Below are 21,067 nucleotides of genomic sequence, written 5' to 3'. Positions count from 1 at the left end.
GGAAGCCGCAATCCGCCTAACGCCCGCGTCTGAGGTCCTCGGCCGCGCGTCGGAGGATCTCATGAAGCCAGTCGTGCGATGGTTCGCCCTCGATACGTTCATGCCATAACAGGCGGACTTCGACGGCCGTAGTGGTGTAGGGCAGCTCGTAGGTCGCAATCGCATGATGTTGCGCGAGCGCCCTCGCCAGCGGACGCGGGACAATGGCCGCCAGTTCGGAATCCTGGAGCAGCGCGGGCAGGGCAAGAAAATGCGGCAAAGAAACCGCGATCCGCGGCGGTCGGTCGCTTTCGGAGAGCGCCCGCTCGAGCGCCGCGCGGTCATACATCTCAGAGCGCCGGGCGAGACCTCTCTCCGAAATGAAGCCGTCGATGGCGCCCTCCTGCTCGCCGCCAAAGGAGACGACGACCAGCGACAGGCGCGCAAGTCTTGGTTTGTCCAGCCGCCCGAGTTTACGATTTCCGCCGACAATCAGCACGTCGTCATATTCGAATAACGGCGACGTGCGGAAGCGGCTCGGCGGGGCCGAGAAGACCCCGATAGCGACGTCGATGCGACCGAGATCGATCTGCTCGGCAAGGTCGATCCGGGTCACGGGCTTGATGGTCAGGTCAATGGAGGGCGCCTCCCGGCCGAGTAGTTTCAGGAGCGGAGATGCCAGGACCATCGTCGTGAAGTCGTTGGCGGCGAGCGTGAACTGCTTGGTGGACGTTGCCGGGACGAAGGTCGGCAGTTCAACCGCGGCCTCCAGGGTTCGCAGAGCCTCACGAACCTGCGGCGCCATCGTCAGCGCGCGCGCCGTGGGTTGCATGCCCGTGGCCGTGCGCACGAACAGTTCGTCCTCCAGCATCTCGCGAAGCCGGGCAAGCGAATGACTCACGGCGGACTGGGTCAGCGCAACCTTCTGGCTGGCGCGCAGCACGCTACGTTCGTCCATAACGGCGTCGAACACCTTGAGCAGATTCAAGTCCAATGTCTTGAAGGAAACGGGCACGACGAGGATCCTGTTGGCAGCCAGCCGCGTGCGCACAAATTGCCGCGATGGAATCCAGTTAAAACCAGGCTCGCGCTGGACGCAACCGCGGGATATGGGGACATGCTGCCGCCGGTGCGCCAATCTGAAGGCGGTTCAGGACAGATCTGCGAAGGTTTCACTTCCGTCGCTCTCCGATCCCGTCATTATTCCCGTCGCCTGTCTAGAGGAGGGTCGCAATGAGATCCAGCGAGATATCGGGTGTCAAACGCAAGATGGTCGTTGCGATGGTGGCGTCGGCGCTACTTGGGACATCGGCAGTTGCGCAGGATGCTCCTGTCAAGCTGGGTGTCCTGACCGACATGTCCTCCCTTTACGCCGACAACGGGGGCCAGGGGTCGGCGGTCGCGGCGCAGATGGCTGTTGACGATTTTGGGGGCAAGGTGCTCGGGCGATCGATCCAGATCGTCGCCAGCGACCACCAGAACAAGGCAGACGTCGGTGCGGCGATCGCACGGCGCTGGCTCGACAACGAGGGCGTCGAGGCGATCCTTGACGTGCCGAATTCCGCTGTTGCGCTCGCGGTCCAGGGCATTGCGCGTGACAAGAAGAAGCTGTTTCTCGCCACAGGCGCGGCAACGTCGCGCCTGACAGGTGACGAGTGCTCGCTGACGGGTATTCACTGGACCTACGATACCTATGCTCTGTCGCAGGGCACAGCCAAGGCGATCTCACGTCTTGGCGCAAAGAGCTGGTTCTTTCTCTCTGCAGACTATTCGCTCGGCGCGCAGCTCGAGGCCGACAGCCGCAAGGTGATCGAGGCGACCGGCGGCAAGGTCGTCGGCGCGGTCAAGCATCCGGTCAACACGCCCGATTTCTCTTCCTTCCTGCTGCAGGCGCAGTCCTCAAAAGCGGACGTGATCGCACTCGCCGATGCTGGGGGTGATTTCATCAACGCAGTCAAGCAGGCCGGAGAGTTCGGAATCACGCGTCAACAAAAGCTTGCCGGCCTCATCGTTTTTATTGCCGATATCCATAGTCTTGGATTGCCGAGTGCCAAGGGCCTGATGCTCAGTTCGGCATTCTATTGGGATCTCAATAATGAAACGCGTGAATGGTCGAAGCGCTTTGTCGACAAGACGCAGAAGGTCCCGACAATGATCCATGCCGGCACCTATGGAGCGGTGGCACACTATCTGCGGGCAGTCGAAGCGGCAGGCACGCTGGATGGACCGACGGTGGCCGCCAGGATGCGCGAAATGCCGGTGAACGATTTCATGACGAAGAACGGCCGCATCCGCCAGGACGGACGGCTGATCCGCGACATGTATCTTTTTCGCGTCAAGTCGCCTGAAGAGTCGAAATACAGGTTCGACTACTACGAGCTACTCGCGAACATTCCCGGGGAAGAAGCGTTCAGGCCGATGGAGGAAGGGGGATGCCCGCTCCTGAGGAAGCCGTGACCGGCGAAAGCTTGGCGCCCCTTGCCCCTGGAGGCATCGACGAGATCATGACCGGCCGAACGGCGTGCCGCGAATTCTGCGACGATCCGGTCCCGCGGCGGACCGTCGAGCAGATTCTCAGCGCAGCGCGGTTCGCACCAAGTGGAGCGAACATTCAGCCCTGGCACGTCTATGTGCTCGCGGGCGCGGTCAAGGACAAGGTGTCGGCGGCGCTGCTGGAGGCGCACCAGACGTCGCGCGACGAGCACGTGTCCGAATACAAATACTACGCCAGCGACTTGCCCGAGCCGTACCTAAGGCGGCGACAGCAGTTCGGTCAACTGTTCTACGGCGCGCTCGGGATCGCGCAGGCCGATTCCGAGGCGCGGGCACGGCAGACCGCGAAAAACTATACGTTCTTTGGCGCCCCGGTCGGACTGATCGTAACCATCGACCGCCGCCTGGAAGTCGGAAGCTGGCTCGACCTCGGAATGTTCGTGCAGAACGTGATGCTGGCAGCGGCAGGGCGCGGACTTCAGTCCTGTCCGCAGGAGACGTTCGCGAAATATCACCGGATCCTCCGTCCGCTGCTGTCGATCCCGACGGAGCAAATGGTGGTGTGCGGCATTTCCATCGGCCGTGCCACGGTTGTGGGAGCGGAAAGATTGATGCCGCGGGCGGACGTCAATGAGTTCGCCACGTTCGCGGGCTTTGAAGCGTGAGATCCAATCGAGAAAGAGGAGAGGGCCATGGGAAGCCGGGAAGAACTAATTCAACGCAGTATTCCGTTCTTGCGGGAGGTCAAGGATATGACGCCCGGCGCCGAGATGGAGCGCTGGCTCAACGAGAAATATGGTGAGCAAAGCTCGCTCTACCAGGATCTGAGCCGCCTCATCAAGATCGGAGTTGAGGAGGGCTGGGCGGCGAACCAGGAGGTCGAGGGCCCGAATTACCGGCGCAGCCGTATTCTGGAGCCAACTCCCGAGACGTTCCAGTTCAGCATCACCGCCGTGTACATGAATAGCGCCGATCCGCGTCGCTTCAAGGACGAGGATGATAGCGACGTGCTACGCGGCCAGTATCACGGCCATCCCTATGGCGAGCTTAACCTCGTGGTGCCCCTGAACAAAGGCGCGGAGTTGAAGGGACTGCAGGGTTGGCAAGGACCCGGCTGGACGGCGCCCGATCCTGGCAGTCGGCACTATCCGGAGGTGAGGGGTGGCGCTGTCATTGCTCTGTTCTATCTGCCGGCCGGGCGCATCTCGTACGAATTCAAGGCTCCGGCCTGACGGACGAGCCATCGTGCGTTGCCAAATGCCCGACAAGGATGGCCGCAGTGCCGACACGCTCGGCTAGATTTGCCGGGCGAATGTCCATGGACGCTACATTGATGTCTGGCGACCGGCATCCGAAACCGCTAGATCCGAATTGTGCCGCGAGAAGGCGGCCGGGGATTGTCGGGCAGAGCCGAGCCGATCGACCGCCGTTGTCAGGAAACGACGTACGCCTGTCCTGATCCAAAGGATGCTGTTTGTTGTCCAAGCAGGATCGATTGCGACATATGGGGCAGAGCCATCCGCCAATTCGATTGGCGATAGGCTCCGCCCATTGCACCCTTCAGGAGAGCGCGGGCGGTAGTCATGGCGAACGGAAGGGAGCGAGTGAGATGACCCCCGGCAGCGTCAATCCTAAGGCCAGTCACGAGCGAGCTCGTTCAACAATGATGGCTTGGCGTGTCCACGAGTTTGGGCCACCTGAGGTCATGAAACTGGAGCGCGTCCCGCGGCCGGAACCCGGCCCTGGCGAGGTGCTGGTTAAGGTCGAAGCCGCAGGGGTCGGGCCCTGGGATGGATGGATCAGGGCCGGAAAGAGCGCTCTGCCGCAACCGCTGCCTCTGACGTTGGGCTCCGATCTTTCGGGTGAAGTCGTCGGCGTCGGCCCAGGCGTTTCCGATCTGCGCGTGGGAGATCAGGTTTATGGCGTCACGAATTCGAGGTTTGTCGGGGCCTACGCCGAATACGCTTTGGCTTCTGCCGGAATGGTTTCGAACAAGCCCGTTTCGCTGACCCACGTTGAAGCCGCTTCTGTTCCTGTCATTGCGGTCACCGCATGGCAGGCGCTGTTTGATCAGGCCCAGCTCAAGGAGGGCCAAAAGGTGGTCATCCATGGAGCGGCAGGGAACGTCGGGTCCTATGCGGTTCAATTGGCGCGGCGCGCGGGTCTGCAGACCATGGCGACCGCCGCGGCTCATGATATTCCATTGGTGCGCGGGCTCGGCGCGGATGCCGTGATCGACTACCGCGCTCAACGGTTTGAGGAGCAGGTTCGCGAGGCGGACGCCATCATCGATCTGGTCGGCGGTGAAACGCAAAGCCGTTCGTTCGAGGTACTCCGCCGCGGCGGCAAGCTGATCTCTGCGGTTTCCAACCCGGATCAGGATCTGGCAAAGCGCCACGGTGTTCAAGCCGGCTTCTTCCTCGTCAACATTACCAGCCGGTATCTGATGCAGATCGCCCGTCTTGTCGATGATGGAAAGTTGCGAGCAACGGTAGGCGCTGTCCTGCCCCTCGCGGACGCGCGTGAAGCTCATTTGATGCTGGAGCGCTTGCGGCCCCAGCCGAAAGGAAAAATCGTGCTCGCGGTTACTTCGAGTTGATGACACCAGGCGTTTGGCTCGCGAGCCATTGTGTGTCGCCTGCACATCGGCCGCTCTTGAAGGAAACATCAAATGACCACGCGAAATCTCGTCCGTGCTCCCCTCATTCCCGATTCCGTTCTCGCGAAAGAGGCGACAGATATCCTACGTGAGAATTCAACCGATCTGCTGTTTAATCACTCGATCCGCGTCTACCTGTTCGCGGCTGAGCAGGGGCATCAGAGAAAGCTCCGGTTTGACCCTGAGCTCCTTTACATCGCCGCAGCATTTCACGATCTCGGCCTGATCAAGAAGTTCTCGAGCCCGGACGAGCGCTTCGAAGTCGATGGTGCAAATGCCGCCCGTCAGTTCCTCAGCACCCACAACATCCCGGAAGATCAGGTGCAGACGGTCTGGGAGGCAATCGCGCTGCACACCACGCCCGGCATCCCGAAGTATATGCGTCCCGAAGTCGCGCTCCTCAATTCAGGTGTTCTTCTCGACGTCATCGGGGTGGGGTTCGATCAGTTTCCCGCGGATGTCCTACAAGAAATCATCGCCAGGTACCCGCGAACGAACTTTAAAAATGGCTTCATTCAGGAGTATTTCGCGGGCTTTGCGCATAAGCCGGCGACCACGTACGGCACGGTCAACGCCGCCGTCTGCGAGCGTTTCATGCCGGGGTTCAAGAGCCCAAACGCGTGCGATCTGATTGCTGCATCTCCCTTGCCGGATTCTCCATGACGACGCCCAACATCATAAAGAGGAAGTGCCATGCTCCTAGAACTCAAATACGCGTACGGGCGAATTGCCAGCCGCGAGGCACTTGCCATTCTTCGCGGGCTAATTCTGAACGCGCTTTCTATCGACACAAAGGGTCACAAGATCGCCGGGCTACTGGCCAGAAGCGCAGTGCGAGCCGCCGCCGTTCCGTTGCTAGCATCAGCGATCGCTTTGGCAGCCTCTCCCGCGATCGCTCAGGACCGGGAGCAAGTGAAGGTTGTCTTCGAGCACGCACTGCCAAATGTCGAAGGAAAGCGCTTGGTTTCCGTCCTTGTGAGTTATCCTCCCGGAGCTAAATCGCTGCCTCATCACCACGCGGCGTCGGCATTCATCTACGCTTACGTACTGTCGGGGACGATCTGCAGTCAGGTCGATAATGGCCCGCCGAAGGTCTACCATCAAGGCGAAGCGTTTTACGAGATGCCGGGCTCACATCACCGGATGAGTGAGAACGCGAGCGAAACGGAGCCTTCCAGTTTACTCGCGGTCTTTGTCGTCGATGCCAAGGACGATGTCTTGACGACGCCAGACAGCGCGCCAGGATCGCGATAGGGCGCCTCAGGCGGGGCTGTCCCGGATCGCGCCAGACCCTTTGCAGTGTGCGGACGGCATGCATAATGAGGCTCCAGACTGGAGGGGCAGCAAGGAGTGCCGATACAAGCTGTTGCGATCGTCATCTACGAGGGGGTCCAGGCCTTGGATGTGGCCGGCCCTCTTGATGTGTTCAGTGAGGCGAACACGTTTATTGACAATGCCGACCGCTATGAAACAGTGTTGATCGGGGCTCACCGCAAGCCGTTGCGAGCCTCGAACGGTCTGCGCTTAATGGCGGACCTGACCTTTGACGAAGCGACGGGCGGTTTCGACATCATCCTGGTGGCGGGTGCGCCGACGCCACCAGAAGCGCAACCCGACCCCTCCTTGGTCGAATGGGTCAGCCAGTTGCCGTGGCGCTCGAGCGTGTATGGATCGATCTGCACCGGCGCATTCGTGCTTGGCTATGCCGGCCTGCTCGATGATCGGCGTGTCACGACCCACTGGCAGGATGCGCAGGCGCTGGCGGCGAGATTCCCGAAGGCAAAGGTCGAGCCTGACTTGATCTATGTGCGGGACGGACGGTTGATTACCGCGGCCGGTGTGACTGCCGGGATAGATCTGGGCTTGGCGCTCGTGTTGCAGCGGCATGGCGCGGAGACGGCGCTCAAGGTTGCCAAACGGCTGGTTGTGGTGGCCCAGCGCCAGGGTGGACAATCGCAGTTCAGTCCTTACCTGACAGCACCTGCCGATCCGGAATCGCCGATCGCACGCATCCAGGACCACGTCATGGCCCGGTTGAGCGATCGCCACACGCTGGAGTCGCTTGCCGCTGTGGTCGGCATGAGCCCCCGGAACCTAGCCCGGCATTTCGTGCAGGTGACCGGTATCACGCCGCACGAGTTCATCGAGCGCGCCCGCGTCGATGCGGCTCGCATGATGCTGGAAGGAAGCGACCGGCCGCTGAAGGCGGTCGCCTTCGATTGCGGCTTCGGATCGGCGGACCGGATGAGGATCGTCTTCAGCACCCGTCTTGGCGTCACCCCGGTGCAATATCGCGCCAGCTTCCGGCGAACAGATCCGGAATAGGCTGCGACCTCTCCGAGCAAACCGCGACCGCTGCAAATGATCTGCCCACGTTTTGGCAGCAAACGACGTGCGGCTGTCCTGATCCATTGGATCATGTGTGTGGTCGGCTGCGAGAATACTCTGCAAAATACGCACAACCAGATCAGGTCTCGCATTGAGGCCGGCAGCAGTTCGATGCCGTCGTGAGAACAGGAGGCAGATCATGACAGAGTCCCGTCCACCCATGACACACGCAACCGGGGCGCCGGTGGCTGACAATCTCAACATCATGACTGCAGGGCCGCGTGGTCCGGCGCTGCTCCAGGACATCTGGCTCATCGAAAAGATGGCGCATTTCGACCGCGAGGTGATCCCCGAGCGGCGGATGCACGCGAAAGGGTGGGGCGCCTACGGCACCTTCACGGTCACTCACGACATAAGCCATTACACCAAGGCGAAGATATTCGCGCAGGTCGGCAAGACGACACCGATGTTCGCACGCTTCTCCACGGTGGCTGGCGAGCGGGGTGCGGCCGATGCGGAGCGCGACATCCGCGGCTTTGCGCTGAAGTTCTACACGGAGGAAGGCAACTGGGACATCGTCGGCAACAACACGCCCGTCTTCTTCTTCCGCGATCCGCTGCGCTTTCCCGATCTCAATCACGCCATCAAGCGCGATCCGCGTACCGGCCTGCGTTCGGCCGATAACAATTGGGATTTCTGGTCGCTGCTGCCCGAAGCGCTGCACCAGGTGACGATCGTCATGTCCGACCGGGGTATCCCGAAGAGCTTCCGGTACATGCACGGCTTCGGCAGCCACACCTTTTCAATGGTCAACGCTGCCAACGAACGTGTCTGGGTCAAGTTCCACTTTCGCACGCAGCAGGGCATCCAGAACCTCACCGATTACGAGGCGGCCGCACTCGTGGCCAACGATCGCGAGAGTCACGGGCGCGATCTGCTCAATGCGATTGAGCGCGGCGACTTCCCGCGCTGGACGATGTTCATCCAGGTGATGACCGACGAGCAGGCGAGGGCGCACAAGCATAATCCGTTCGACCTCACGAAGGTGTGGCCGAAGTCAGATTATCCGCTGATCGAGGTCGGCGTGATCGAGCTCAATCGCTGGCCGGACAATTATTTTGCCGAGGTCGAGCAGGCCGCCTTTTCGCCGGCCAATGTCGTGCCGGGCATCGGCTTCTCGCCCGATAAGATGCTGCAGGCACGCCTGTTCTCCTATGGAGACACGCAACGTTACCGGCTGGGCGTGAACTTCAATCACATTCCGGTCAACGCGCCGAAGTGCCCATTCCACAGCTATCACCGTGACGGCGCCATGCGCACCGACGGCAACCTGGGTGCGACACCGACCTATTGGCCGAACAGCAAGGGCGCCTGGATCGACCACGATCCGCAGCGCGCGGAGCCCCCGCTCGAATGGTCGGGCGCAGCGGCCCATTGGGATCATCGCGCTGACGACGATCATTACGAGCAGCCGGGTAATCTCTTCCGCAAAATGACACCGGCGCAGCGCCAGGCGCTCTTCGAGAACACGGCGCGGGCAATGGGCGATGCGCGGCTCGAGGTCAAGCAGCGCCACATAGCCAATTGCATGAGGGCCGATCCTGCCTATGGCGCCGGTGTGGCGCAAGCACTCGGGCTTGCATCGACCGAGATCGCCGCCGAATAGCGGCGGCGTCCGTCCACGATCCCTAATGATCGTGTGGCGATTTGTGCCACCCCATTCCGACCCAACGAAGGAGACGATCAATGTCCGAGATGATTGCCGGCATCCGCGTACCCGACAGCGCCATCGCACGCGCCGCGACCCAGCTCGTGCGCGATACCGAAGACGATCTGCTCTACAATCACAGCCGCCGCGTCTTCTTTTGGGGGGCGCTCACCGGCGAGCGCCGCAGCCTGAAATACGATCCGGAGCTGCTCTACCTGGGCGCCATGTTCCACGACATGGGACTGACCGAGAAGTATTCGAGCGCCGACCTGCGCTTCGAAGTGGACGGCGCCAACGCCGCACGCGACTTCATGAAGAGTTACGGCGTGCCCGAACGCGACGTCGAGGATGTCTGGACCGCGATCGCGCTGCATACGACCCCCGGCATCCCCGAGCACATGCGTCCCACCATTGCGCTGGTGACCGCCGGCGTGGAAATGGACGTGCTCGGTATCGCCTACCACGACTTCACGCACGAGCAGCGGGACCATGTTTGTGCCCATCATCCGCGGGAGGCCAACTTCAAGGAGAACATCATCGATCACTTCGCCAACGGCATTATGAGGAAGCCTCTGACGACGTTCGGAAACGTCAAGGCCGACGTACTGGCGCTGAAGGACATGAACTATGTGCGCGGAAACTTCTGCTCGATCATCCTCGGCTCAGCCTGGCCGAATTGAAGGTCGTTGCTGGAGCGCAGCGAGGTTGCAGATCGCAACTCTCGGCTCCGGCGCCGACAGAATCGACGGCAACCGCCGCCCGAGCCAGCTTCGCGCGCGGCAGAATCCGAGGCGCGGGTCTCGATTCAAAGACGGCGGCCTCTGCCGCAGCCGGGTATTCGGGTTGAGTGTCATTTCCAACGTGCCGGGCGCAGGAGTCGAGGCAGCTCTGGGTGCAAAACGGGACTATCGATACTCAGGTCGACTGGCTACTGACGGTGTCTGGCAAGTAGCGACGGGCCCGGGAGAGGGCGTGCCGACTTACCATACGTCAATCGCGCCGAACGATCTCGAGGGCGTTCAAGCAGCTTGAACATCGGCAGGGGAAGTTGCTGCCGGTGGGAAGGAACCCGGTCGTCATGCAGCGCGCCACCGGACCTCCTGCACGTGTCCTGAGCCCCCATCTCCAAAGTGGGTATTGATGATGACTGAACTCACGGCGATATGGAGACAATCAGCAAGTGAGCGTCCCGGCCTTCATCGCCGCGATCAATGAGGACGGAAAGCCAAGCCTTTCGCCGAATTCGTCGCTAAATTGATAATCCTGCGCTGACGATTCACGTTCTCGAGGTCCCATGTCTCAGGCCGACTGGTTGAGTCATCTCCTGCAAATCATTACCGTTACCGGCCAACTCGAGGTCCGCTGCGCTTACGGCCGATTCGAAACCGACCCTCGATACGTTCACTAGGAACATCGGGTTCACGCCAAACATGATGGCTACCTTCGCGCAAAGCCCGATCGCGTTCAACGCATGGGCCGCTCTGCTCGGGTCCTTGAGCAAGGCGCTCGACGTGAAGACCCGCGATGGAGATCGTCGCGCTTGTGGCCGTGTACTCGCTGATGAACTTCTTCAATAACGTCTTCCATCCCGATCAGGACTTTCCCGCGGTGGCACCCGCCGGCTCGATCTGAGCAAATGGGCCTAGTGATTCAGAAAGACTAAGCACATGAAGGAGAATTCAAGATGAAAGCGATCATCGTGACGGACCAGGCTGCCGGACTTGCCGGCATGAAGTTGGCGGAACGGCCCGAACCTCGCGCGGCCATAAACGACGTCGTCGTGGAGGTTCACGCATCGGGCTTCGTTCCGACGGAATTGGAGTGGCCCTCGACGTAGACCGATCGTCGCGAACAGGACAGAACTCCGGCGGTCCTCGGGCACGAATTTGCCGGCATCGTCGCGGCTGTTGGCTACGGCACGACGGGACTGTCGGTGGGACAGCGCGTGTTCGGCCTTGCCGACTGGTATCGGGACGGCACGCTCGCGGAGTACATTGCCATCGAGGCCCGCAATCTCGCGGCGTTGCCGGGTGACGTCGATTTCACGGTTGGCGCGAGCCTGCCGATCTCCGGCTTGACGGCATGGCAGGGGCTTTTCCAGCACGGCCGTCTTCAGGCAGGCCAGAGCGTGCTTGCGCATGGTGCGGCGGGCGCGGTCGGCTCCATTGTGGTTCAACTCGCACGCGCGACCGGCGCCTATGTCATCGGAATAGGACGCGCGGCCGACCGGCAGAAAGCCCTCGACTTCGGCGCGAATGAATTCGTCGACCTGGAGAACGATTCGCTCAAGGACGTCCGTGGCGTCGATCTCGCCTTCGACGTCATCGGCGGCGACATCCAGAAGCAGTCTGCAGCCCTCGTCAGGGCCGGAGGGACGCTGGTGACTGTCGTCGGCCCGGCGGAGGCCGAGCCGCTGGAGGGTTTGGCACCATCGACTTCGTCGTGGAGGTCGATCGTGGTCAATTGAACGAGATCGTCCAGAGGGTGCGGGACGGCAGGCTGCGGACGAACATCGGAAAGGTATCGTCCCTCGACGATGCTGTCGGCACCTTCAACTCGACCGAGCGACGCCAAGGCAAGACGATCATTCAGGTCCGGTCGTAAGAGCTTGGGTAGGAGGAGGGTTCAGCTCTCTCCAACGACTATCGTTCCGCTTCCGGATCGTGCCGAGTGTCTTGGCACGATCCGCGCGAAGTATGCGATGCGGTAGTCAGTCCGCTCCGGGTCAAACTGCGACGTAGCGTAGAGGCAGACCATTCTGAGTCGCGCACAGGCGAGCGAAGAGGAAGTACCAGCGTGTTGCTGATCTACGACCGTTTTGAAGGGACATCGCATCGGAGCGGCTTTAGCAGTCTTGTCTACGCAGGCAACGGTAATCAGTCGATTGATTTCGATTGTTGGCGGAGCCGCCAACACTGCCGGCGGCTGAAATTTTCCTGTAGATTCCTGACCGACAAAATGGGGCGGGCATGCCGGCGGGATTTGTCCGTCAGACAGGGAGATTTGTTTTTTAAAATCAAGGAGGAAACAGCGTTCGAAATGATCTCCGAAGGTTATCGGCTAGATTCGCGCAGGGTCGATACGTGCTCCCCGACGGATCTGATCTGTTGCCCATTCGATTAAACTGGGTGGAGCGGATATCCGACAGATGTTAAACCGATAGAGCAGGGCGGCGTACCAAAGCGCGCGAAAAGGCGGAAGCCGGATTTGGGCTAAGCCGGCGGCTGCTTTAGCCACTGAAGATCACAAACCCCGGGGTCAGGGGAGCGCTCCCGCGCTACGCCGCGCCACGACCTCGTGCGCCAAACTAAATTTGGTGGTGTTCAGTGCCTTAACGAAAGGCGAGACCTGGTGTAAATCGGTGGTTATTGCGTGATCAAATTTCGCTCTGGCGCCTATATTCCGTCGGGGTCGTTCCGACCATGCGGCGGAACGCGGTAGCTAGGTGCTGCGACGACGCAAAGCCACAAGCGTGCGCGACCTGTGTAACGCTAAGGCGGCCTGCTACCAGAAATTCCTTTGCGAGTTCTATTCGAAGCATCATTACATACCGATGGGGCGGAACTCCCGTGCTGGTCTTGAAGGCACGAGCGAAATGATATGGAGAGCGAGAAACAAGTGCAGCAAGCTCGGCGAGCGACAAGTCACTCGCGAGTTGACCCTTCATGTACTCAATGAGGAGCGTCAATTCTTTCGGTGCTAGTCCGCCTTTCGCCGGTTTCACCCCAAGCGCGGGTTGCGAGGCTCGCGCGAGCAAAGTTGCTAGCGCCATGCCAAAGCTGTCCGCCTCCAATTGCGTCAATCCATGCGCGCTTAGTTCCCAAAGTTGCTCGGCGAGTTGCAGCGGCAACGTGTCATAGCGTGCTCCATGATGCAGGGGGCCGCAGTCTTGGAGGCGCCAGGGATCGTCCCAAAACACCTTGGACGAAAATTCAATGACGAGAAGATCGATGTTGGAGTTAAGGTCGTACGTGCAAGGATGATCGGGAGGCGCGACGAAATAGTTTGGTGCGGACAGATCCGCTTTGAAACGGCCCGCGCCGAGATCGACGACAGACCGACCCGCGCGAGGCGTGCGGCTAATCTGAAGAGATACTCCGTGGGCGGACTCGACGTACTCACCGGCTTGGTGCCGCGGTGAACGAAACAAGTTAAGTCCGCCAACAGATCGGTGCTGTTGTTCGAACGGATATATTGAGCGGTAGTAGTCGGCGTAGCTCAGGGGGTGACTCACGGGGCGGGCATCCACGATGCCGCCTTCTACTAGGACAGTGGGAGAGGTGTCGATTACTTTATGGGTGTTTGTTGCGATCGCGGCAAAGCCGTTGGCGTACTCGTCTTCGATGCAGATCAGGTCGTTCTTTGCAAGTGGCTCCTTCGTAAGCCCGATGCTGAGTCTGGGTTGGTATTGTTACGTCAGCTGTTCAGCATTGTGGCGGATCAGCCATACTCACGGCCTGCGGCCTCGTCTCAGGATGCCGCGGATCTCGTCCGGCGTAGCGCAGAAGGTTTCATGGAAGGCCAATCTGGCTTCCGTCCAACTCCTGTCCAGCTCGCGGGCGAGTTGGTCGAGGCCGGGGTCATGAGCGTCGCCAAGAAGCGACAACAGGCGCTGGCCCTCTTGTCTGGAAAGCGATCGGGGCCGCGGGCGGCGAGGGGGCTTTGTCGTTGCGTAGGTGCGAATGAGATGGCATCCGACGTTCAAAGAAATATCGTCTAGCTCAAGGCGGCTAGGCACATCGCCGCGCCGCAGTCGCTGCTCGAGCCTGCGTCCGATCCGACCAAGCACGGGCTCTCGGGCAAAATCGGGTAGGGTGAAGGTTAGCCCCAGCGCGTCTATCGCCGAGAGTCCAAGGTCCTCGCCGAGTTGCCAGAGGTCGCTGGATGGAAAGTAAATGTGGATGACGCGCCAGTCGCCCGTCAGCATGGCCGCAGGTGCTTGACCTGCCTGAACCAATTGAACCGCGCCAGCCTCAAACATTCCCTCATGTACTTCGCGGCCATCCACGGCATAGGTGGCATGGTGGCCGCAAGTCGATACCGCGAGAATGTGTGTTGTCGGATCTGAAGGCGATGCAACTTCGAGTCTCTGAGCGTTCTGGCCCGCGAACACACCGGCCGATAGGCCAGCTGTCCGCCCCGGCCATGCAATTGCAATTAGATCGATGCCCCAATCAGCCGATACACTCTCAGGGGTTGTCGATCCTCGTTCGCCCACAGCGGTACCCACCGGTCAATTATCGCTTCGCATCGTGGCGTACGCGTGCCCGGGATAGATCTTCTTTTTCGCCAACGAAGCACCGGGTTACATTTCTACCATAGGCGTTGATCAAGTGCTGCCAGTTTCAACCTGTGTTCGACACCAAAGACGGTGGTTTTGCGCAAGAACGTGAACATTCACCAATTCCGTGAACGACGACTGTCGCTTTGTGCTCCACATCCATCCTCGAGATCGCTGGCGAGATCTGCACAGCGTTCTTTTTGCATGAAGGGCTAAAGGCGTGCGCCATCTCGGGTTGCACTGGCATTCCGCGAGACGGCCCTCAATCGAACCTATGAGTAGACCCCGGCGAGCCAGGATGCTTGTCCGGTGGGACACCATTGCCGCAGCTAAGGAGAAGTTATGGCGAATACATCGAAGAGCAAGTCAAGCGTTCTGCCGACTGGTGGCGGGCAAGCCTTGATCGACCCGGCCGACACAGTGATCCTATTGTTGGATCACCAGTCCGGTCTGTTCCAAACAGTAAAGGATATCGCCGTCGCCGACCTCCGGCGGAACGTCGAAATGATTGCGAAATTGGCGTCGTTGCTAAAGATCCCGGTCATTACGACGGCATCTGAGCCGAAGGGACCGAACGGCCCGCTTATGCCGGAAATCCATAAGCACGCGCCGCATGCCGTGTTTGTGCCTCGTAAGGGTGAAGTGAATGCCTGGGATAACGCGGACTTCGTCGAAGAGGTGCGCTCGACCGGCCGAAAGACGTTGGTGATGGCGGGTGTCTGGACGAACGTTTGCGTGATGTTCCCGGCGCTGGACGCCCGGGCAGCTGGGTTCGACGTGTATGTGGTTATTGACGCCTCCGGCGACCCGAGCGAACTGGCGTCACGCACGACCCTTGCCCGCTTCGTGCAAGGCCATGTTATCCCGACGTCGACGAATGCACTTTTGTCCGAGCTTCACCGCACGTGGGCCCGCCCTGAAGCGGCAGAGCTCGCGAAGTTGTACGGCCTGGTGGCGCCCAACTACGCCGCGGTAGCGGAGAGCTACGAGAAGGCTCAGGAGGTCGCGAAGCAGGCGAGGTGACGTCGAGCTTTGTTCGGGACGCCGCACACGCGGCATGAAGGCGTCAGCGCACGCGGCGGGCCGGACTGCGGTAACGGACGCCCGATCGCTCAACGAGCATTTCTGCGACCTAGCTCCTTCCGGAGCGCGGTACCACAAGACGGTACTAGGAGACATGTGAGCTCATGCTGGCGCAGGTCGCAGCCGACCGCACCGGGAGCTGCGCGACGATTCATCTGAAGGGATTCAGTTCTGCCAGCGTGCACAAGGATTGTTCACACGAAGGTGCAATTGAGCCGACCTAAGTTTCGCAACGAGTAATGATCTCTCGCAGTTTGGCCATGACCATGTCCCTCAATAGATTTGATCTGAATCTTCTGCGCGTGTTCGACGCAGTCATGGAGGAACGAAGTGTGCTGCGCGCCAGCAAGAGAATATGTGTCAGCCCTACAGCCGTTAGTCACGCTCTTGCCCGGTTGAGGGAATTGCTCGACGACGAATTGTTCGTTCGCACCTCCGCGGGGATGCTACCGACCGCGCGCTCGGTTGCGATGGCCCCTTTGATACAACAAGCGTGGAAATCACTGACGAGGGCGATCGATCCACCCAAATTCGAGCCAAGTAGTTCGACAAGGCGGTTCACTATTGCCATGAGCGATTTTGCCACCATGGTGATGCTGCCATATCTCCTCACCGTCTTAAGGCGGGAGGCGCCGCTGATTAATCTCGCAATTCGGCCGGATAGTTGGATCGATCTGGCGGAGGAGATGGATCTCGGACAGATTGATGCAGCAATCGGTACTTTCTCAGATGTGCCTGCGCGTTTCGAGTCAAGCCCGCTCTTTGCATACGATGATGTCCTCATCACGAGGCCTTCAAGGGAACTAGGCAAGCCGTCGCTCGAGGCGTTCTCTACCCTTGCCATAGCCGTGGTCTCGTTGAATGGAGAGCTTGAGGGAGCTGTCGATGGCTATGTATCTGAACGTGGGCTGGCCCGGCGATCGGAAATGTTCGATAGGGCAGCCTTCGAACGGGCCTTTTCTGGGGCAAAGCGGAGCCCGCGTATAGCTGTCTCATTGCCTCACTTCCTTGCGCTTCCCTCATTACTGGAGGAGGCGGACTTGTCGGCTATCGTGCCACGGCCGCTCGCCAAGTTGTTAGTCGGCAGGCACCCACTGTCGATGCACGAGTTGCCATACAAAACGACTTTGCAGGACGTTAGCGTTCTCTGGCATGAGCGTAACGAGAGTGATGCACCGCAAGAGTGGCTACGCGCCACATTGAGCCGAGCTACCGAGCCGCTACGGGCTCGCTTGTTTGAGTTTGCGTACCCCGCGCTACCCGTACTAAGCTCATCGGTGCAGCGGCTCGCCGCGGAAGCGTGAGGGAGCCGAAGACACCTGTGCTCCGGAAGCCAACACTAAGGTACGATTGACCTTCGCCGGAGAGGCGCTCTATTCTAGCGGGCGATCTGCTCCCGTGAAACGCCCGTTCGGCGAGCGCACATGCTTGACGAATTCCACGTGTTTGGACAAGTATCGTTCTACGATCCGATGAAATAAGTCCTCTTTACTGCCGAACGTCGCGTACCGGCTTGATTTCGTAAGCCGCGTCGCGTCAAGAAGATCATTCAACGAAGGCTGTCGCGATCGAGACCTTTTTTCGATCCTGAACCAAAAATGCATTATTTTGGATCAATCGATCCATTATCCAAATCGATGTTATCGATTCGATAGCTCGATGTGGCGCCGGCCGGGAGCTCTACCAGTTCAAGAGGCCGGCGAAATCAAATGATTTCACCGGGAAGATGAATCCGGTGCAGTTTGGCGTCCGCCATTCGATCTCGGCTTTGTCCAGAGTCTAAACATTGTCCGGCGTGGAAGCTAGAGCGTTCGGTGAGGCACGCGAAGTGCCGCGCTTGCGAACTAATGGACTATTGGGGGTCCAGATTTCGGGGGCAGCAAGCACATTGGACGCACTTACGAGTGCATCTGGCTTCGCACCGCGGTTGCGTTCCGCGCAAGCGACGATTTCGTTATTTGCGGGCGTTTCCCCGTTGCGTGTCGAATTGCTGTCGGGCCCCCTCGACCTGGTCTTGGTATGCGACGGCCCACCGGTCTAGAGCGGAAAACGGCCCCGCAAGAGTGCGACCGAGCGGGGTGATGGCGTATTCGACCGCCACAGGAGAGGTATCAACCACCGTTCGAGAAACCATCCCACTTCGCTCAAGGCGACGGAGCGTCTGAGTCAATGACTTCTGAGTAATGGGCTCCAGTGCGCGCTTGAGCTGATTGAAACGCGTCGGACCTCGCGAGAGCGCCGCAATCACCAAGATCGTCCATTTGTCGGCGATCTCTTCGATCAGCACCCGATTTGGGCAATCCGCCGGGAACGGCCAAATTTCCAGCTCTGGCGGATAGATGAGTTCAGGACGATGAGCTTCATTTTGCACGGTGCGGTATCCGATCCGAGACCTAGTAGCGGGTTAGTGCCTAATTTACATGAGCGCCGTGCCGATACTATACCCCTTCCCATGAAGTGACGGGATGTAGGTTGGGATGAACATGCAAAACCACCAACCGTGCACACTTCAGCCGGTGACGGTCCTGTTCGAAGATTCGAAGCCGTTGGCCATTACCGATACAACTATCGTCGCGGCGCACAATAACGGGTCCGGAATACTGGAAGGCGCTCGGCGCCTAAAGCTCGGGGTATCGTCAGCCGTTTTGGAGGTTGCAGCCGCAGGCGGCAGGCCAGTCTCGGCTCTGTCGACACAACGCTTGGAGTAAATGCAGCGGGTTCATCGACTAGATGAAATCCTTTCACTTCCAGCTACGGCACGAAGAGCATCGATTACATGCCGCCTCGAACTGATGCATCTGCCAAACTCAGGAGACCTCAAATGCCCAAGCGTGATATGACCGCAAGACAGCGCCATCGCCCTGATCGACTATCAGCCGGCAATGTACCAGGGCGTGCAGTCTCATGACCGCCTGGTGGTGTTCGCATCGATCAAGCGTGACGAGCAAACGGCTGGACGCGATCCCTGGTGTCGGGCCGGCGCTGGCAATCGCTTTGGTCACCAGCATCGCGGATCCCAAGACCTTCCGATCGGGACGACTTCTCGGCCTGGGTTGGGCTGTTGCCAAAGCAGAACGCAAGCGGAGGCAAGGACAAGCTTGGCAGTATCAGCAAACAAGGTGATCGCTATTTGCGCACTGTTTACGGCTGGTCCGCTCGCCGTGATCCGCTACGCCAAAATCCATGGTACCGGCCATCGGCCCTGGCTTACGGGACTGCTGGTGCGACGACCGACCAAGGTCGCCGCAATCGCGCTTGCCAACAAGCTCGCCAGGATGACGTGGGCGATGATGGCCAGGAGCGAACGCTACAAGGAACCGGTCGCGCGCACGGCGTAAACGAGATCGCGCCGGACACCGCCGGCGTGACGTAACGGTTGGGAGGACGAACAGCACGTAATGCAGTGCCGGTTGATCCGGCGATCAGGACAACCCACCTGGGCCATAGCATCTTTAAATGCGTGCTTTTGATCGGGACCTGATCCGCGGAAGGCATTATGGCCAGCGGTCATGGGTACCGCACTCAGAGGCCGAACACATGGCTGCTCCGACCAATGCTGCAAAATGAAGATTCTTCTTGCCAACCCGGAGCCGTCCACACATGGCCCAACGCGGATGTGCTGCGAGATCCGCTTCGCGCCACTCTTCGGGGCAGCCGCGCAGCAGCGATCTCCTGCTGTTAGCCGGCTGTTCTAGGTGGTCATGCTCGCGTTGATCGGTCCTCGTTATCGCGGCGCCTATACCCAAGCCTTCGGCCTTGGTACGGCATGAAAGCTCAAGGTCTTCATGGCATCTTTTCGTTTGACGCTAGGTGCCGATTTAAAGCCCATCGCCACCGCTACTCGGTTTCTGGTGACGCATGCGCGATGGTTGTGGTATTCGTTCAAAAAAGAAAATGGTAAGTTGAGCCAGCCGAATGATCGAGCGACCTGAACTAAGCCGTCCATCGCAGTTGCCAATGCCGCGGCGCTCCATGTCGAGAGTGGCGGTCGACGAAGGGGCGCATGAACCAGAGCACTCAGCACTGGACAATGAAATGAGCGGTCTAGTCGACGCCGTCCCAATGCTGATCTGGCGGACCTCGGTGGCTGGGTCCGCTGAATTCTTAAATCGACGCTGGTTTGAGTATACCGGCTTGTCAGCGGATCAAGCTCGTGGGCCGATATGGGAGTTGGCGGTCCACCCAGACGATCAGGAACGCCTAAGGGACGTTTGGCGAGGTAGTTGCCAAGCTGGTGAAGTCGACGTTCGACTGAAGGGAGCAGACGGTGCACATCGCTGGTTTCTCGTCCGCTACACGCCCTTGCGGGGCGAAGCCGGACAGATCGTCGGATGGTGCGGAGCTAGTACTGACATCGAAGATCGTAAGCGAATCGAACACGATCTAGTCCGGAGCAAGGCAATTCTGGACGAAACACAGCGGGTAACCCACTGTGGAAGTATGGGCTTGGACTTCTCGACGGGCGAGGTCTTCTGGTCCGAAGAGGGAGCACGAATTTTCGGTTTTGATCCAAAAGACAAGCCGGCGGTCGAACTCATTGGACAACGGATCCACCCGGACGATCGATGGCTAATGCATCGTTCGATTGAGCGGGCGATGGCTGGCGAGCCAGAAGAGGAATTTGACGTCCGTTTAGTCATGGCGGATGGCTCGATCCGATATGTGCGCAGAATTCACCCTCCCGGTGGAACCACAACATCGCCACTCGGTAGCATTTGCGCGGTCATGGATGTGACGCTCGCGAGGGAGGCCGACGCTGCTTTGCAAGAGGCTCAGCGCGAACTTGCGCGCGTCACACGGATGGCGTCCCTGGGAGAATTGGCATCGATCACGCACGAGATCATCCAGCCACTATCTGCGATAAAGACCACTGGTGAGGCTTCTGTTCGCTGGCTCGATCACCGCACACCTAACTTGGAGGAGGCGCGCCAGGGCCTTCGTAGGATGATCAGGTGTGCGGACTCCGCAGCCGAGATCGTGCATCATGTCCGCTCAATGTCAAAGAAAGCGAAGCCGGAACATACGACCTTCGACCTCTTTGAAATGATCCAAGAAGTTCTACTTCTTATTCGAGGCGAACTCGTGGAGCATCATGTACTGCTTCAACTTCAAATGGGGGACGGATTACCCCCCATTCGGGCCGATAGAGTTCAGTTAAAGCAGGTCGTTATCAACCTGCTCACGAACGGCATCCAAGCCATGGCAGCCATTGAATCGACCCGCGTGCTATCTCTCCGGACCAAATGGCGCGTTGAGGACCGACATGTTCTTATTGAGGTCGAAGACCGCGGCAGCGGCATCGATTCCGCAGACGGCGATCGGCTGTTCGAGCCATTTTTCACCACCAAGCCCGAGGGAATGGGGATGGGGCTTGCGATTTGCCGATCCATTATTGCTGCTCATCGGGGAAGACTCTGGTTTTCCCGCGGGGAGGGCACCACCATTTTCCACGTCGAGCTTCCCGTCGAATGAGCAGAAAACGCGCGTCAGTGCTCCAACGCAACGTGGCTGAACAAGCGATCCTGAGATGACTGCC

At 59.7% G+C, this 21,067-nt stretch carries 17 protein-coding genes and 2 pseudogenes; 15 read left to right on the top strand and 4 right to left on the bottom strand.

What is annotated here, in order from left to right; all coding sequences use genetic code 11:
- Positions 1-16: 16 nt before the first annotated feature.
- Positions 17-994: a LysR family transcriptional regulator gene (locus IVA91_RS12040; protein ID WP_247276174.1), complete on the bottom strand. Its 978-nt coding sequence runs from the start codon at positions 992-994 to the stop codon at positions 17-19.
- Between the two features lie 218 nt (positions 995-1,212).
- Here IVA91_RS12040 and IVA91_RS12035 point away from each other — a divergent pair, with 218 nt between their 5' ends.
- The 11 genes and pseudogenes from IVA91_RS12035 to IVA91_RS11985 all read left to right on the top strand — a co-directional run bounded on the left by IVA91_RS12035 (position 1,213) and on the right by IVA91_RS11985 (position 11,771).
- Positions 1,213-2,436, top strand: coding sequence for an ABC transporter substrate-binding protein (locus IVA91_RS12035; RefSeq protein WP_247458772.1), 1,224 nt, complete (start codon positions 1,213-1,215; stop codon positions 2,434-2,436).
- Positions 2,412-3,137, top strand: a complete 726-nt coding sequence (locus IVA91_RS12030) for a nitroreductase (protein WP_247276172.1) — start codon at positions 2,412-2,414, stop codon at positions 3,135-3,137. Before IVA91_RS12035 ends, IVA91_RS12030 begins: the two co-directional genes overlap by 25 nt.
- Before the next feature lie 27 nt (positions 3,138-3,164).
- A complete protein-coding gene (locus IVA91_RS12025; protein WP_247276171.1) occupies positions 3,165-3,704 on the top strand; it encodes a DUF4863 family protein in 540 nt (179 codons plus the stop codon).
- Between the two features lie 431 nt (positions 3,705-4,135).
- On the top strand, positions 4,136-5,071 hold the full coding sequence (locus tag IVA91_RS12020) for an NADP-dependent oxidoreductase (RefSeq protein ID WP_247276184.1): 936 nt from the start codon (positions 4,136-4,138) through the stop codon (positions 5,069-5,071).
- A gap of 72 nt (positions 5,072-5,143) precedes the next feature.
- Positions 5,144-5,794, top strand: a complete 651-nt coding sequence (locus tag IVA91_RS12015) for an HD domain-containing protein (protein WP_247276170.1) — start codon at positions 5,144-5,146, stop codon at positions 5,792-5,794.
- Between the two features lie 168 nt (positions 5,795-5,962).
- Positions 5,963-6,385, top strand: coding sequence for a cupin domain-containing protein (locus IVA91_RS12010; RefSeq protein ID WP_247276183.1), 423 nt, complete (start codon positions 5,963-5,965; stop codon positions 6,383-6,385).
- Positions 6,386-6,481: 96 nt separating this feature from the next.
- Positions 6,482-7,456 (top strand): GlxA family transcriptional regulator, encoded by a 975-nt coding sequence (locus IVA91_RS12005; RefSeq protein WP_247276169.1) that lies wholly within the window; start codon positions 6,482-6,484, stop codon positions 7,454-7,456.
- 202 nt (positions 7,457-7,658) lie between these two features.
- Positions 7,659-9,125: a catalase gene (locus IVA91_RS12000; RefSeq protein ID WP_247276168.1), complete on the top strand. Its 1,467-nt coding sequence runs from the start codon at positions 7,659-7,661 to the stop codon at positions 9,123-9,125.
- An 80-nt stretch (positions 9,126-9,205) separates the two neighbouring features.
- On the top strand, positions 9,206-9,847 hold the full coding sequence (locus tag IVA91_RS11995) for an HD domain-containing protein (RefSeq protein WP_247276167.1): 642 nt from the start codon (positions 9,206-9,208) through the stop codon (positions 9,845-9,847).
- Between the two features lie 693 nt (positions 9,848-10,540).
- Positions 10,541-10,799: pseudogene (locus IVA91_RS11990) on the top strand (carboxymuconolactone decarboxylase family protein); the annotation flags it as partial.
- 52 nt (positions 10,800-10,851) lie between these two features.
- Positions 10,852-11,771: pseudogene (locus tag IVA91_RS11985) on the top strand (NADP-dependent oxidoreductase).
- Positions 11,772-12,543: 772 nt separating this feature from the next.
- On the opposite strand, the gene IVA91_RS37100 reads toward IVA91_RS11985, so the two are convergent.
- Both IVA91_RS37100 and IVA91_RS11975 read right to left on the bottom strand, forming a co-directional pair.
- Positions 12,544-13,401, bottom strand: a complete 858-nt coding sequence (locus IVA91_RS37100; protein WP_247276166.1) for an AraC family transcriptional regulator — start codon at positions 13,399-13,401, stop codon at positions 12,544-12,546.
- A gap of 216 nt (positions 13,402-13,617) precedes the next feature.
- The gene (locus tag IVA91_RS11975; RefSeq protein ID WP_247276165.1) at positions 13,618-14,148 is read right to left on the bottom strand and encodes a hypothetical protein; all 531 of its coding nucleotides are present in this window, start codon (positions 14,146-14,148) and stop codon (positions 13,618-13,620) included.
- A 642-nt stretch (positions 14,149-14,790) separates the two neighbouring features.
- On the opposite strand from IVA91_RS11975, the gene IVA91_RS11970 reads away from it, so the two are divergent.
- Both IVA91_RS11970 and IVA91_RS11965 read left to right on the top strand, forming a co-directional pair.
- Complete coding sequence (locus IVA91_RS11970; protein WP_247276164.1) at positions 14,791-15,471, top strand: isochorismatase family protein; 681 nt, start codon at positions 14,791-14,793, stop codon at positions 15,469-15,471.
- Between the two features lie 320 nt (positions 15,472-15,791).
- Positions 15,792-16,835: a LysR family transcriptional regulator gene (locus IVA91_RS11965; RefSeq protein WP_247276163.1), complete on the top strand. Its 1,044-nt coding sequence runs from the start codon at positions 15,792-15,794 to the stop codon at positions 16,833-16,835.
- A gap of 650 nt (positions 16,836-17,485) precedes the next feature.
- Here the strand turns inward: IVA91_RS11965 and IVA91_RS11960 are convergent.
- Positions 17,486-17,902, bottom strand: coding sequence for a helix-turn-helix domain-containing protein (locus tag IVA91_RS11960; RefSeq protein WP_247458771.1), 417 nt, complete (start codon positions 17,900-17,902; stop codon positions 17,486-17,488).
- Between the two features lie 727 nt (positions 17,903-18,629).
- Here IVA91_RS11960 and IVA91_RS11955 point away from each other — a divergent pair.
- Together IVA91_RS11955 and IVA91_RS11950 are read left to right on the top strand one after the other, a co-directional pair.
- Positions 18,630-18,869, top strand: coding sequence for a hypothetical protein (locus tag IVA91_RS11955; protein ID WP_247276162.1), 240 nt, complete (start codon positions 18,630-18,632; stop codon positions 18,867-18,869).
- 577 nt (positions 18,870-19,446) lie between these two features.
- Positions 19,447-21,003 carry a PAS domain-containing protein gene (locus IVA91_RS11950; protein ID WP_346015480.1) on the top strand — a complete coding sequence of 519 codons (1,557 nt, stop codon included), beginning with the start codon at positions 19,447-19,449 and terminating at the stop codon, positions 21,001-21,003.
- Positions 21,004-21,067: the final 64 nt, after the last annotated feature.

Origin of the sequence: Bradyrhizobium sp. 153, from assembly GCF_023073835.1 — a bacterium.
In the GTDB taxonomy this organism is placed as follows: domain Bacteria; phylum Pseudomonadota; class Alphaproteobacteria; order Rhizobiales; family Xanthobacteraceae; genus Bradyrhizobium.
This window is presented reverse-complemented; position numbering and strand designations above follow the sequence as displayed.